This is a genomic window from Streptomyces sp. NPDC053431, assembly GCF_044544925.1.
Taxonomy (GTDB): domain Bacteria; phylum Actinomycetota; class Actinomycetes; order Streptomycetales; family Streptomycetaceae; genus Streptomyces.
The window spans coordinates 1-13791 of the sequence record NZ_JBITXX010000015.1 but is presented as its reverse complement, the minus strand read 5'-3'; the positions used below and the strand labels follow the sequence as shown (position 1 = coordinate 13791).

The following is a 13791-nucleotide window of genomic DNA, read 5'->3' as shown; positions in this document are numbered from 1 at the left end:
GCTTAGCCTGTGGGCCCGCCGACCACGGCGCCCTCTTCGAGTGAGGCAGGACAGTGCACCCGTACCAGGACCCCAGCCGCCCCGTCCCCGACCGGGTCGAGGACCTCCTCGCCCGCATGACCCTCGAGGAGAAGGCCGGTCAGCTCTTCCACGCCATGCTGACCATGAACCCGGACGGCACCCCGGTCACGGAGACCGACGGCTCGCTCCTGCCCCTCACCACGCCCGAGCTGATCGTCGAGCGCGGACTGACCCACTTCAATCTGCTGGGCAGCCACGGCCCCCGGGAGATGGCGGAGTGGCACAACGCGATCCAGGAGATGGCCGCCGGCACCCGGCTCGGCATCCCGGTCTCCCTCTCCACCGACCCGCGGCACGCCTTCACCGACAACATCGGCGCCTCCTTCAACGCCGGCGCCTTCTCCGCCTGGCCCGAGGCGCTGGGCCTCGCCGCGATCCGCGACCCGGAGCTGGTCCTCCGCTTCGCCGACACCGTGCGCCGCGAGTACCTGTCGGTCGGCTTCCGCACCGCGCTCCACCCGCAGATCGACCTGACCACCGAGCCCCGCTGGGCCCGCCAGTCCGGCACCTTCGGCTCGGACGCGCAACTCACCGGCGAGCTGGTCGAGGCCTACGTACGCGGCCTCCAGGGCCCGGAGCTCGGCCCGGACTCGGTCGCCGCGATGGTCAAGCACTTCCCCGGCGGCGGCCCGCAGAAGGACGGCGAGGACCCGCACTTCCCGCACGGCAAGGATCAGGTCTACCCGGGCGGCATGCGCGACTACCACCTGGAGCCCTTCAAGGCGGCCATCGCCGCCGGCTGCTCGCAGATGATGCCGTACTACGGCCGGCCGATCGGCACGGACTGGGAGGAGGTCGGCTTCGGCTTCAACCGCGGTGTCATCCAGGGGCTGCTCCGCGACGAGCTGGGCTTCACCGGCATCGTCTGCACCGACTGGGGCCTGCTGACCGACTCGGTGATCTTCGGCGAGCCGCACGAGGCCCGCGCCTGGGGCGTGGAGCACCTGAGCGTGGCCGAGCGGACGGCGAAGGCGCTGGACGCGGGCGCCGACCAGTTCGGCGGCGAGCAGTGCCCGGAGGTGATCGTCGAGCTGGTCCGCTCCGGCCGCGTCACGGAGGCCCGGATCGACGAGTCCGTACGCCGGCTCCTGCGCGAGAAGTTCGTGCTCGGCCTGTTCGACGAGCGGCGCTTCGTGGACCCCGACGAGGCCGCGGAGACCGTCGGCCGCGCCGACTTCACGGCCTTCGGCGCCGCCGCCCAGCGCCGCTCCCTGACGGTCCTGACCAAGGGCCCGCTGCCGCTCGCGGGCCGCCCGACGCTGTACGTGGAGAACGTGGAGCCGGCGGTCGCGGCCGGCTACGGCGAGGTGGTGGCCGGCCCCTCCGAGGCCGACCTGGCGGTCCTGCGCCTCCACACCCCGTACGAACCGCGCGACAACAGGTTCGAGTCGTTCTTCCACTCGGGCTCGCTCGCCTTCTCGGAGCCGGAGCTCGGCCGCGTCCTCGCGCTCCTCAAGGAGACGCCGACCGTGGTCAGCGTCAATCTGGAGCGCCCGGCGGTCCTCCCCGAGATCGCCGCGCACGCGGCGGCGCTGATCGCCGACTACGGGGCGAGCGACGAGGCCGTCCTCGACGTGGTCTTCGGCCGGGCGAAGCCGGAGGGCCGGCTGCCCTTCGAGCTGCCGCGCTCGATGGCGGCGGTGGAGGCCTCCCGTCCGGACGTCCCGAACGACACGGAGGACCCGCTCTTCCCGTTCGGTCACGGCCTGGAGCTGTAGGCCGGGCCGGTCTCGTTCGGGCACGGCGTGGAGCCGCGAGGCCGGGGCCGGTCCCGTTCCGCCACGACCTGGAGGAGTGAAACCGGGCCGGTCCCGTTCCGCCACGACCTGGAGGCGTGAAACCGGGCCGGTCCCGTGCGGCCACGGCCCGGAGCAGCGAAACCGGGCCGGTCGCGCGGACCGGCGCCGCCGGCCGGGGCACCGCACCCGAGACCTGCTCGCCCCGAACCGCGGGTTCCTGCCGCCGGCCGAGGCACCACACCTGAGCCCGGCTCGCCCCGAACCGCGGGGCTCCTGCCGCCGGCTCACGACAGACCGCACGGACTCCGGGACCGGCTCACCGCAGACCGCGGGCGCTCCCGACGCCGGCTCACCACAGACCGCGGGGCCTCCTGACGCCGCCCCGCACCGATCCGGGGCCCTCCCGTGGGGGGCAGGGCCCCGGATCGCCCCTCCCCGCAACACCCGCACGTGTCATGCCCATGAAAGGGGCGCACCGCCATGCGCAAGTACCTCGCCCTGTCCACCGCCGCAGCCGCCCTCGTGGGCGCGGCAGCGACCGCCTACGCCGCCGCGCCCGCGACCCCCGCCGACACCGCCGCCCGGCCGCTCGCCGGTCTGCGGGTGCTGATCTCCAACGACGACTCCATGCAGGCCGCCAAGCCGAGCAACTCCGACGGCCTCGGCCTCTACGAGCTGCGCCGCGCGATGTGCGCCGCCGGCGCCGACGTGGTCGTGATGGCCCCCTGGCAGGTCCAGTCCGGCAAGGGCACGGCCGTCACCAACGGCGGCGTCGTCACCGCCCAGCGCCGTACCGAGCTGCCCGCCGGCTACGAGGACGACTGCGCCTCCGCCCCCTCCCAGGGCGCGGTCTACGGCGTCTGCCTGTCGGCGGGCCCCTGCGGCAAGGACACCCCGAGCGCGACCCCCGCCGACACGGTCAAGCTCGCCCTGCGCGGCGGCCTGAGAGCGAAGGCGGGCTGGCGGGACGCCCCCGACCTGGTCCTCACCGGCATCAACTCGGGTCCGAACGTCTCGGCGAGCGTCAACGACTCCGGAACCGTCGGCGCCGCCGTGGCGGCGATCGACCAGGGCGTGCCCGCGCTCGCGTTCTCCTCCTCCGGCGACGCCACGAACACCTCCTTCCCCCGCGTGAACTACCGCGCGAACGCCGAGTTCGGCGCCCGCTTCGTCGCCGGTCTGCGCCGGCACGGCCTGCTGACCTCCGCCTTCGCGCTCAAGGTCGACTACCCGGACGTCAGCGCCGGGCAGCGGGCGAAGGCCCCGGTGTGGACCCGGGTCGGCGACGGCGCCGTCGTCTACCACGCCTTCGAGCAGCGCGGCACGAGCGACTCCTTCGACATCGCGCTGGGCCTGTGCCCGTTCGACGGCAGCGGCGAGGGCGAGTGCGCCGAGGGCCGCGAGGACGCCGACTCGACCTGGCTCCTGGCCAAGGGCCACGTCACGATCGCGCCCCTCACCTGGGACCGCACCTACGGCACCCCGGTGGAGGCCCGCCGTGAACTCGGCCGCGTCGAGCGGTACGTGACGCACGAGGCCCCGCGCCCGTAGCCGGCACCCCGCCGGAGGCGAAACGCGTTTGTCCCGGCCGCCCGCCCTTGGCGAGGATGGCCGGGACAACCCGTACGCACCGAGCCACGGAGTGTGAGCATGCCCGGCCCCGTCACCCTCGACCGCCGCGAAGGCCCGTACGGAGAGGTCGTCCTGCGGCGGCGGGACAGGGACTACGAGATCATCGCCAACGGCACCTTCCTGATGGACACGTCCGACGGGCGCTCGGAACGCCTGCTGATCGACGCCGCCCTGGAAGCGCTGTCGCCGGACGGCCGGTCCCGCCCCTCCGTGCTCATCGGCGGTCTGGGCGTCGGCTTCTCGCTCGCGCACGCCGCCGCCGACCCGCGCTGGGGCCGGATCGCCGTCGCCGAGCGTGAGGAGGCGATCATCGACTGGCACCGCCAGGGCCCGCTCGCGGCGATCTCGGGGCAGGCGCTCGCCGACCCCCGCACCGTGATCCTGCACACGGACCTCGTCGGGTACCTCCGCACCACCCCGGACACCTACGACGCACTCTGTCTGGACATCGACAACGGGCCCGACTGGACGGTCACCGAGGACAACGAATCCCTTTATTCCGCCGAGGGTTTGGCGGCCTGCGCGGCCCGTCTCAACCCCGGCGGAATCCTCGCCGTGTGGTCCGCGCAGCCGTCCGCCGATTTCGAAGAGTCGTTGCGGAATGCCGGATTCAACGGGGTACGGACCGAAGAGGTCCCCGTTGCCCGGGGCGTCCCCGACGTGGTCCACCTCGCCGTCCGGCCCTCCCCCTCGCCTGCGTAGCCTTGACCGCGCCGCTGCCTCTAGGCTGCTGCACCGACATCGGCGACGCGAGGCGGGGCAATGGAGCAGACACACACCACGAACCAGGGTGCGGCGACTCCGGGGGCCCAGCGCAGAGTCCTCGTCGTCGAGGACGACGCGACGATCGTGGACGCCATCTCCGCGCGGCTGCGCGCCGAGGGCTTCCTCGTCCAGACCGCGACCGACGGCCCGGCCGCCGTGGACGCCGCCGAGGCGTGGCAGCCGGACCTGATGGTCCTCGACGTGATGCTCCCCGGCTTCGACGGCCTGGAGGTGTGCCGCCGGGTGCAGGCCCAGCGGCCCGTCCCGGTCCTGATGCTCACCGCGCGTGACGACGAGACCGACATGCTGGTCGGCCTCGGCGTCGGCGCCGACGACTACATGACGAAGCCGTTCTCGATGCGCGAGCTGGCCGCCCGGGTGCACGTGCTGCTCCGCCGGGTGGAGCGGGCCGCGCTCGCGGCGGTGACCCCGCGCAGCGGCATCCTGCGCCTCGGGGAGCTGGAGATCGACCACGCGCAGCGCCGGGTCCGGGTCAAGGCCGAGGACGTACACCTGACGCCGACCGAGTTCGACCTGCTCGTCTGCCTGGCGAACACCCCGCGCGCGGTCCTCTCCCGCGAGCAGCTGCTCGCCGAGGTGTGGGACTGGGCGGACGCCTCCGGCACCCGGACCGTGGACAGCCACATCAAGGCGCTGCGCCGGAAGATCGGCGCCGAGCGGATCCGTACGGTCCACGGCGTCGGATACGCGCTGGAGACCCCGGCGCCGTGAGCCGGCGAGGGTCGGGAGAGCGGCCGGCGCGGCCTGAGCGCCCCGTGCGGTCCGCACGCCCCGGGCACCCGGCGCGGCGGCGCCGCATAGCGATCTCGATCAAGACGAAGCTGGGCGCCCTCGTCGTCGGGGCGGTCCTGCTGACCTCGGGCCTCGCCCTGGTGGCGATCCGGACCTCGACCGAGTTCCGCTACATCACGATCTTCGCGATGATCGCGACCCTGCTCATCACCCAGTTCGTGGCGCAGTCCCTGACGGCCCCGCTGGACGAGATGAACACGGTGGCGGGCTCGATCTCGCGCGGCGACTTCAGCCGCCGGGTGCGCGGCGCGGACCGCCGCGACGAGCTCGGCGACCTGGCCTCGACGATCAACCGCATGGCGGACGACCTGGAGGCGGTGGACCGGCACCGCAAGGAGCTGGTCGCGAACGTCTCGCACGAGCTGCGCACACCCATCGCGGCCCTGCGGGCGGTCCTGGAGAACGTCGTGGACGGCGTCTCGGAGGCCGATCCGGAGACCATGCGCACGGCCCTGAAGCAGACCGAGCGGCTCGGCCGGCTGGTGGAGACGCTGCTGGACCTGTCACGGCTCGACAACGGTGTCGTCACGCTCAGACGACGCCGCTTCGAGGTGTGGCCCTACCTCTCCGGAATTCTGCGGGAGGCGAACCTGGCGGCCTCGCAGCGCGGCCTGTCGTCCACCTCCGGCCTGCACAACCGGACGGACGTGCATCTGCACCTGGACGTGTCGCCGCCGGAGCTGACCGCGGACGCGGACGCGGAGCGGCTGCACCAGGTCATGGCGAACCTGATCGACAACGCCGTGAAGCACTCCCCGCCGCACGGCCGCGTGACGGTACGGGCGCGGCGCGGGCCGTTCCCGGACTCGCTGGAGCTGGAGGTCGAGGACGAGGGCCCCGGCATCCCGGAGTCGGAGCGGCACAAGGTCTTCGAGCGCTTCAACCGGGGCACGGTCCCGGCTCAGCAGGGCCCCGGGAGCGACGGCGGCACCGGCCTCGGGCTCGCGATCGCCCGCTGGGCGGTGGATCTGCACGGCGGCCGCATCGGAGTGGCCGAATCGTCACGCGGCTGCCGCATCAGGCTCACTCTTCCGGGCAGCTTCACCTCGCGAGATTGACGTAGGGTTCGAACCGGAAGCTCTCGTTCTGCGTGTAGTCGTACGACAGACGCGCGGGACGTGGTCAGGGGTGCGGCCGAAGACGGCCGTAGCCGCGCTTCTCCGTACCCTCACAGATGCGGAACCCCGCTTGTTTCCCGCCATTCACGGCACCGAAACACCCCGTCAAGTGTGACTTGCGCGACGTTGGAGTGCCCCGCCTGCACCTCCCGGCCAGGGAGGCGTAGCCTTTATTTCCGCTGTCCATCACCTTGTGAAGCGGAAGAGGGCGGTTGCCGCCGTGTCGTCTCAGTCCCCCAGTACCCCGAGCTCCCAGACCGACCAAGACGGGCAGGGTCAGTCCCCTGCGACCGCCTTCGGTGCCAATGAGTGGCTCGTCGACGAGATCTACCAGCAGTACCTCCAGGACCCGAATTCGGTCGATCGTGCCTGGTGGGACTTCTTCGCCGACTACAAGCCCGGAGCCGCGGAGACCCCCGCCGCCCCGGCCGCCACCCCACAGAGCACCCAGGGCGCCCCCGCCACGACGCAGGCGGGCCCCGCACAGGCCGCGCCTGCCGCTCCGGCTGCCGTCCCCGCTCCGGCCGCTCCGGCCCCCGCGAAGCCCGCCGCCGCGGCCCCCACGGCCCCGGCGCCCGCCGCCAAGCCCGCCGCTGCCGCCCCGGCCCCCGTGAAGGCCGCTCCGGCCGCGGCCGCCCCGGCCCCGGCCGCGGAGGCCCCCGCGGGCCCCGAGCTCATCACCCTGCGCGGCCCGGCCGCTGCGGTGGCGAAGAACATGAACGCCTCGCTGGAGATGCCGACGGCCACGTCCGTCCGCGCCGTCCCGGTGAAGCTGCTCTTCGACAACCGGATCGTCATCAACAACCACCTGAAGCGCGCCCGGGGCGGGAAGATCTCCTTCACCCACCTCATCGGCTACGCGATGGTGCAGGCCATCAAGGCCATGCCGTCGATGAACTGGTCCTTCGCGGAGAAGGACGGCAAGCCGACCCTGGTCAAGCCGGAGCACGTGAACTTCGGTCTGGCCATCGACCTGGTGAAGCCCAACGGCGACCGCCAGCTCGTCGTCGCCGGCATCAAGAAGGCCGAGACGCTGAACTTCTTCGAGTTCTGGCAGGCCTACGAGGACATCGTCAAGCGCGCCCGCGTCGGCAAGCTGACGATGGAGGACTTCACCGGCGTCACGGTCTCCCTGACCAACCCCGGCGGCCTCGGCACCGTCCACTCCGTGCCGCGTCTGATGCCCGGTCAGTCCGTCATCATGGGCGTCGGCTCGATGGACTACCCGGCCGAGTTCCAGGGCACCTCCCAGGACACCCTGAACAAGCTGGGCATCTCCAAGGTCATGACCCTGACCTCGACCTACGACCACCGGGTCATCCAGGGCGCGGCCTCCGGCGAGTTCCTGCGGATCGTCTCCAACCTCCTCCTCGGCGAGGACGGCTTCTACGACGACGTCTTCAAGTCGCTGCGCATCCCCTACGAGCCGGTCCGCTGGCTCAAGGACATCGACGCCTCCCACGACGACGACGTCACCAAGGCCGCGCGCGTCTTCGAGCTGATCCACTCCTACCGGGTCCGCGGCCACGTCATGGCCGACACCGACCCGCTGGAGTACAAGCAGCGCAAGCACCCCGACCTGGACATCACCGAGCACGGCCTCACCCTGTGGGACCTGGAGCGCGAGTTCGCGGTCGGCGGCTTCGCCGGCAAGTCGATGATGAAGCTCCGCGACATCCTCGGCGTGCTCCGCGACTCGTACTGCCGCACCACCGGCATCGAGTTCATGCACATCCAGGACCCGAAGCAGCGCAAGTGGATCCAGGACCGCGTGGAGCGTCCCCACGCGCGCGTGGAGCGCGAGGAGCAGCTGCGCATCCTGCGCCGGCTGAACGCGGCGGAGGCTTTCGAGACCTTCCTGCAGACCAAGTACGTCGGCCAGAAGCGCTTCTCGCTGGAGGGCGGCGAGTCCGTCATCCCGCTGCTCGACGCGGTCATCGACTCCGCGGCGGAGTCCCGCCTGGACGAGGTCGTCATCGGCATGGCCCACCGCGGCCGCCTGAACGTCCTCGCGAACATCGTCGGCAAGTCGTACGCGCAGATCTTCCGCGAGTTCGAGGGCAATCTCGACCCGAAGTCGATGCACGGCTCCGGCGACGTGAAGTACCACCTGGGCGCCGAGGGCACCTTCACCGGCCTCGACGGCGAGCAGATCAAGGTCTCGCTGGTCGCCAACCCCTCGCACCTGGAGGCGGTCGACCCGGTCCTGGAGGGTGTGTCCCGCGCCAAGCAGGACGTCATCAACAAGGGCGGCACGGACTTCACCGTCCTGCCGGTCGCCCTGCACGGCGACGCGGCCTTCGCCGGCCAGGGCGTCGTGGCCGAGACGCTGAACATGTCCCAGCTGCGCGGCTACCGCACCGGCGGCACGGTCCACATCGTCATCAACAACCAGGTCGGCTTCACCGCCGCCCCGGAGTCCTCGCGTTCGTCGATGTACGCGACCGACGTGGCGCGGATGATCGAGGCCCCGATCTTCCACGTGAACGGCGACGACCCGGAGGCCTGCGTCCGCGTGGCGCGGCTCGCCTTCGAGTTCCGCCAGACGTTCAACAAGGACGTCGTGATCGACCTCATCTGCTACCGCCGCCGCGGTCACAACGAGGGCGACAACCCGCAGTTCACCAACCCGCAGATGTACACCCTGATCGACAAGAAGCGTTCGGTGCGCAAGCTGTACACCGAGTCGCTCATCGGTCGCGGCGACATCACGCTGGAAGAGGCGGAGCAGGCGCTCCAGGACTTCCAGGGCCAGCTGGAGAAGGTCTTCGCGGAGGTCCGCGAGGCCACCTCGGCCCCCGCCCCGACCCAGGTCCCCGACGCCAAGCCGGAGTTCCCGGTCGCCGTCACCACCGCGGTCTCCCAGGAGATCGTGAAGCGGATCGCCGAGTCGCAGGTCAACATCCCGGAGCGGATCACGGTCCACCCGCGTCTGCTGCCGCAGATGCAGCGCCGCGCGGCCTCGATCGACGACGGCACCATCGACTGGGGCTTCGGCGAGACCCTCGCCATCGGCTCCCTGCTGATGGAGGGCACGCCGGTCCGCCTGTCGGGCCAGGACTCCCGCCGCGGCACCTTCGGCCAGCGTCACGCGGTCCTGGTGGACCAGGAGACCGGCGAGGACTACACCCCGCTGCTCTACCTGGCCGAGGACCAGGCCCACTACAACGTCTACGACTCGCTGCTCAGCGAGTACGCGGCGATGGGCTTCGAGTACGGCTACTCGCTGGCCCGCCCCGACGCCCTGGTCGTCTGGGAGGCCCAGTTCGGTGACTTCGTCAACGGCGCGCAGACCGTCGTCGACGAGTTCATCTCCTCGGCCGAGCAGAAGTGGGGCCAGACCTCCGGCGTCACGCTGCTCCTGCCGCACGGCTACGAGGGCCAGGGCCCGGACCACTCGTCCGCGCGCCCGGAGCGCTTCCTGCAGATGTGCGCCCAGGACAACATGACGGTCGCCATGCCGACGCTGCCGTCGAACTACTTCCACCTGCTGCGCTGGCAGGTCCACAACCCGCACCACAAGCCGCTCATCGTCTTCACCCCGAAGTCGATGCTGCGTCTGAAGGCCGCGGCCTCGAAGGTGGAGGAGTTCACCACCGGCGGCTTCCGCCCGGTGATCGGCGACACGACGGTCAACCCGGCCGACGTCCGCAAGGTCGTCTTCTGCGCCGGCAAGGTCTACTACGACCTGGAGGCCGAGCGTCAGAAGCGCGGCGACACGGAGACCGCGATCATCCGTCTGGAGCGTCTGTACCCGCTGCCGGGTGCCGAGGTGCAGGCCGAGATCGCCAAGTACCCGAACGCGGCGAAGTACCTGTGGGCCCAGGAGGAGCCGGCGAACCAGGGTGCCTGGCCGTTCATCGCGCTCAACCTGATCGACCACCTGGACCTGGCGGTCGGCGCGGACATCCCGGCGGGCGAGCGCCTGCGCCGGATCTCCCGCCCGCACTCCTCCTCCCCGGCGGTCGGCTCGGCCAAGCGCCACCAGGCGGAGCAGGCTCAGCTGGTCGCGGAGGTCTTCGACGCGTAGTGCGTCCGGGACACGTCAGGAGGCCCGGCACCCCACTCGGGGTGCCGGGCCTCCGGCGTGTCGCACGGCCTATTCTGATCGCATGTACTTCACCGACCGTGGCATCGAGGAACTGGAGAAGCGGCGCGGCGAGGAGGAGGTCACCTTCGAGTGGCTCGCCGAGCAGCTGCGCACGTTCGTCGACCTCAACCCCGACTTCGAGGTGCCGGTCGAGCGCCTCGCGACCTGGCTGGCGCGTCTCGACGACGAGGACGAGGACGAGTAGGCAGGGCCGAGCGGCAGGACGTCGCCAGGCGGGGCGGGCCGTCAGGCGGGCGGGCCGCCGTCGACCAGCCGGCAGCTTCGAGCGGCCCGGCCGTCAGGCCGGCCCTCACGGCGGGCCCGGGCCTAAGGGGTCTCACGCAGACGGTCGTACGCGAGTCCCAGCACGCCGTGGGCGACGAGGAGCGCGCCGGCCGTGGCCCAGCCGCCGCTGCGGCGGCCGATCCCCCAGGCGAGGAGCGGCACTCCGGCCGCCAGCTGGGCGGCGCCCAGGAGGCGGGCCCGGGGACCGCGCAGGTACGGGCCGAGCGGGCCGCCCTCCACGACGTCGAGTTCGGCGCGTACGGCCTCGCGCCACCCCGCCCCTTCGAGCAGTTCGGCGCCCTGTGCGTGGGCGACGGAGCGGAGCCGGTCGGCGTGGTCGCCGGGCGCCAGGCCCGTGGGCAGGGCGAGCCCGGTGCGGGCGAGGACGGCGGTGAGGCCGACGAGCCTGCTGTGGGCGTCGGCGTCCGGGTCGGGCCGGGTGAGGGGCTCCAGGGCCTGGACGTCGAGCACCGGGTCGAGGTGGAGGCGTGCGGCGAAGGTGCGCATGGCCTCGTCCTCGCCGACGGGGGTGCCGTCGGCGAGCCAGACGTAGCCGACCGTGCGGCGGAAGCCGGCGGCGAGGGTGAAGCCGGCCCGGTCCGCGTCCCACCAGAGCGCGAGCACCGGCCAGCTGGCGGCGGAGACGGCGAGGGCGGTCGCCCAGCCGGTGACGACCCGCTCGACGGGCTCGCCGTCGTCGAGCCACGGCTTGCCCTCGGGGACGAGGACGCTCCAGTCGAGCCCCGCGGGGGCGAGGAGCATCCGTTCCCGTAGCAGGCGCGAGGGCGGGCGGACCACCGGCGGCTCGGCACGGCAGAGCAGCAGCGCTCCGGCGGAGCGGGGACCCGATGTCGCGTTCATGGCCCTACGCTAGGGCAATTCGTCCAGGTACGGCGGTGAATGTCCGTCCCCGGAGCCGACCCTGTCAGGGGTGAATCGGGGTTGACTCGGCCCGGCCGCGATATATCGTGTATAGCGAAAGACGCGATATGTTGCGTCACTCGGCGCCCGCCGCGAGCGGCGGCGCCGGCCATGACACGGGAGGGCAGCACCATGACAGAGTGGTCCGTCACCGAGCCCCGCAAGATCCCGCTGACCGAGTCCGTGACCCGGCTCCAGGTCCGCGTGGTCAACGGAACGGTGAACGTGGTGGGGACCGACGAGAGTTCCGCCCGCCTGGAGATCTCCGCGATCGAGGGCCCGCCGCTGATCGTCTCGCAGGAGGGCTCCACGCTGACGGTGAGCTACGAGGACCTGCACTGGAAGGGCTTCCTCAAGTGGCTCGACCCCAAGGGTCACCGACGCAAGGTCGTCGTCTCCGTCGCCGTGCCCGCCGGCGCGGACGTCGAGGTCGGGGCCATCGGCGCCGAGACCGTGATCTCCGGCATCAAGGGGCGTACGGCCGTGCGGGGCGTCACCGGCGACACCACGCTCGTCGGCCTGGCCGGCCCGGTCCGCGCCGAGACCGTCTCCGGGAATCTGGAGGCGCAGTCCGTCACGGGAGCCCTCCAGGTCAACTCGGTGACCGGCGACGTGACGGTGATCGACGGCGCCTGCTCCTCCGTGCGGGCCGACACCGTCAGCGGCGACATGGTCATCGACCTCGACCCGGCGGCCGACCTCGACGGCCCGCCCGCCGACATCCGGCTCGCCAGCGTCTCCGGCGAGGTCGCCATCCGACTGCCGCACCCGGCGGACGCCAAGGTCGAGGCGAGCACCACGAGCGGCTCCGTCTCCAACGCCTTCGACGACCTGCGGGTCGGCGGACAGTGGGGCGCCAAGTCCATCACCGGCACCCTCGGCGCCGGACGGGGCACCCTGAAGGCGACCACGATCTCCGGCTCCATCGCCCTGCTGCGCCGCCCCGAGCCGGAGCCGGACGGCGACGGCTGGACGGCCCCCTCCCCCGCGTCCGGAAAGGTCCTCTGACATGCCGCCCGTCTTCGCCCACGGCCGTCTCCGCCTCTATCTGCTGAAGCTGCTCGACGAGGCCCCCCGCCATGGCTACGAGGTGATCCGGCTCCTGGAGGAGCGCTTCCAGGGCCTGTACGCGCCCTCCGCGGGCACGGTCTACCCGCGGCTCGCCAAGCTGGAGGCGGAGGGCCTGGTCACGCACGCCACCGAGGGCGGCCGCAAGGTCTACTCGATCACCGACGCCGGCCGGGCCGAGCTGGCCGGGCGCGGCGGCGAGCTGGCCGACCTGGAGCTGGAGATCCGCGAGTCCGTCTCCGAGCTGGCCGCCGAGATCCGCGACGACGTGCGGGGCGCGGCGGGCAAGCTGCGCAGCGAGATGCGCGCGGCGGCGACCGCCTCCCGCAGCACGTCCTCGGCCTTCCCCGACCCCAAGGAGGAGCTGCGCAAGGCCCGCCAGGAGTGGAAGGAGCAGGCCCGCCAGGCCCGCGCCGAGGCCCAGTCGGCCAAGCGCCAGGCGAAGGAGTTCCAGCGGATCGCCCAGCAGGTCCAGGAGCAGGTGCAGGACCGGATGTCCCGGGGCGACTGGCCCAAGGGCGTCTGGGAGGGCATCTCTGACATCACAGCCCAGCTGGGCAGCCTGGTCACGGGCTCGGCCCACGGCTCACCCTCGACCCGCCCCGCCACGCCGGAGCAGGCCGTCTCCGACTGGGCCCAGGACATCGACACCGCGGCCGACCCGGCCCGCGAACTCGACCGCCTCCTCGACCGCTTCCGCGACGACATCCGCGACGCGGCCCGCGACCACGGCGTGACCCGCACCCAACTGACAGAGACCCGCCGCCACCTGAGCACAGCGGCAGACAGCATCCTCTCCCTCCTGAACCCCCACCGAGCAGACAACAACTAACCACCAACGACAGCCCACCCGGCCCCGTGCCACCCGCCCCCACCCACAAACGACAACGGCGGAACGAACCCGGCACCGAACCACCCACCAACCCACAACCCACGACCGACCACGCGGAAAGGGGACCGGGGCCGCCCCCACCCGCGCCCCGCAGCCCACAACGGCGGGAAGAGGAGCAGGGCCGCCCCCACCCCCGCTAAGCGCCTGCAGCCGGAGCCACCCGCTCTGGCCCCGTCGCCGACAACGGCGGGAAGAGGGGCCTGGAGCCGACCCGGCAGCCGACAACGGCGGGAAGAAGGGCCTGGAGCCGACCCGGCAGCCAGCGACGGCGGGAAGGGGGGACGGGGGCCGACCCGGCGGCCGACGACGGCGGGAAGGGGTCCGGGGCCGGAGCGGGGGAGGGAGGTGTCCGGACGTGGTGGCGTCCTCCACGAGCGAAGCGAAGTG

General features: G+C 72.3%; 10 protein-coding genes. 9 read left to right on the top strand and 1 reads right to left on the bottom strand.

Annotated elements, in window-relative coordinates; all coding sequences use genetic code 11:
• Positions 1 to 53 precede the first annotated feature (53 nt).
• From ACIGXE_RS28640 to ACIGXE_RS28610, 7 genes are all read left to right on the top strand, one after another.
• Positions 54 to 1799: a glycoside hydrolase family 3 N-terminal domain-containing protein gene (locus tag ACIGXE_RS28640; RefSeq protein WP_399751773.1), complete on the top strand. Its 1746-nt coding sequence runs from the start codon at positions 54 to 56 to the stop codon at positions 1797 to 1799.
• Between the two features lie 501 nt (positions 1800 to 2300).
• Entirely contained in the window at positions 2301 to 3371 is a 1071-nt protein-coding gene (surE, locus tag ACIGXE_RS28635) for a 5'/3'-nucleotidase SurE (protein WP_399751772.1), read from the top strand.
• A 99-nt stretch (positions 3372 to 3470) separates the two neighbouring features.
• Positions 3471 to 4154 (top strand): spermidine synthase, encoded by a 684-nt coding sequence (locus tag ACIGXE_RS28630; RefSeq protein ID WP_399751771.1) that lies wholly within the window; start codon positions 3471 to 3473, stop codon positions 4152 to 4154.
• A 60-nt stretch (positions 4155 to 4214) separates the two neighbouring features.
• Entirely contained in the window at positions 4215 to 4949 is a 735-nt protein-coding gene (locus ACIGXE_RS28625; protein WP_399751770.1) for a response regulator transcription factor, read from the top strand.
• Between the two features lie 44 nt (positions 4950 to 4993).
• A complete protein-coding gene (locus tag ACIGXE_RS28620; protein WP_399751769.1) occupies positions 4994 to 6088 on the top strand; it encodes an ATP-binding protein in 1095 nt (364 codons plus the stop codon).
• Positions 6089 to 6368: 280 nt separating this feature from the next.
• Positions 6369 to 10178 carry a multifunctional oxoglutarate decarboxylase/oxoglutarate dehydrogenase thiamine pyrophosphate-binding subunit/dihydrolipoyllysine-residue succinyltransferase subunit gene (locus ACIGXE_RS28615; protein WP_399751768.1) on the top strand — a complete coding sequence of 1270 codons (3810 nt, stop codon included), beginning with the start codon at positions 6369 to 6371 and terminating at the stop codon, positions 10176 to 10178.
• Positions 10179 to 10260: 82 nt separating this feature from the next.
• Positions 10261 to 10443: a DUF6104 family protein gene (locus tag ACIGXE_RS28610; RefSeq protein ID WP_003961784.1), complete on the top strand. Its 183-nt coding sequence runs from the start codon at positions 10261 to 10263 to the stop codon at positions 10441 to 10443.
• Between the two features lie 122 nt (positions 10444 to 10565).
• Here ACIGXE_RS28610 and ACIGXE_RS28605 read toward each other — a convergent pair whose 3' ends face one another.
• A complete protein-coding gene (locus ACIGXE_RS28605) occupies positions 10566 to 11384 on the bottom strand; it encodes a hypothetical protein (protein ID WP_399751767.1) in 819 nt (272 codons plus the stop codon).
• A 192-nt stretch (positions 11385 to 11576) separates the two neighbouring features.
• Here ACIGXE_RS28605 and ACIGXE_RS28600 point away from each other — a divergent pair, with 192 nt between their 5' ends.
• Both ACIGXE_RS28600 and ACIGXE_RS28595 read left to right on the top strand, forming a co-directional pair.
• Positions 11577 to 12452 (top strand): DUF4097 family beta strand repeat-containing protein, encoded by an 876-nt coding sequence (locus tag ACIGXE_RS28600; RefSeq protein WP_399751766.1) that lies wholly within the window; start codon positions 11577 to 11579, stop codon positions 12450 to 12452.
• A gap of 1 nt (position 12453) precedes the next feature.
• Positions 12454 to 13344 (top strand): helix-turn-helix transcriptional regulator, encoded by an 891-nt coding sequence (locus ACIGXE_RS28595; protein ID WP_399751765.1) that lies wholly within the window; start codon positions 12454 to 12456, stop codon positions 13342 to 13344.
• Positions 13345 to 13791: the final 447 nt, after the last annotated feature.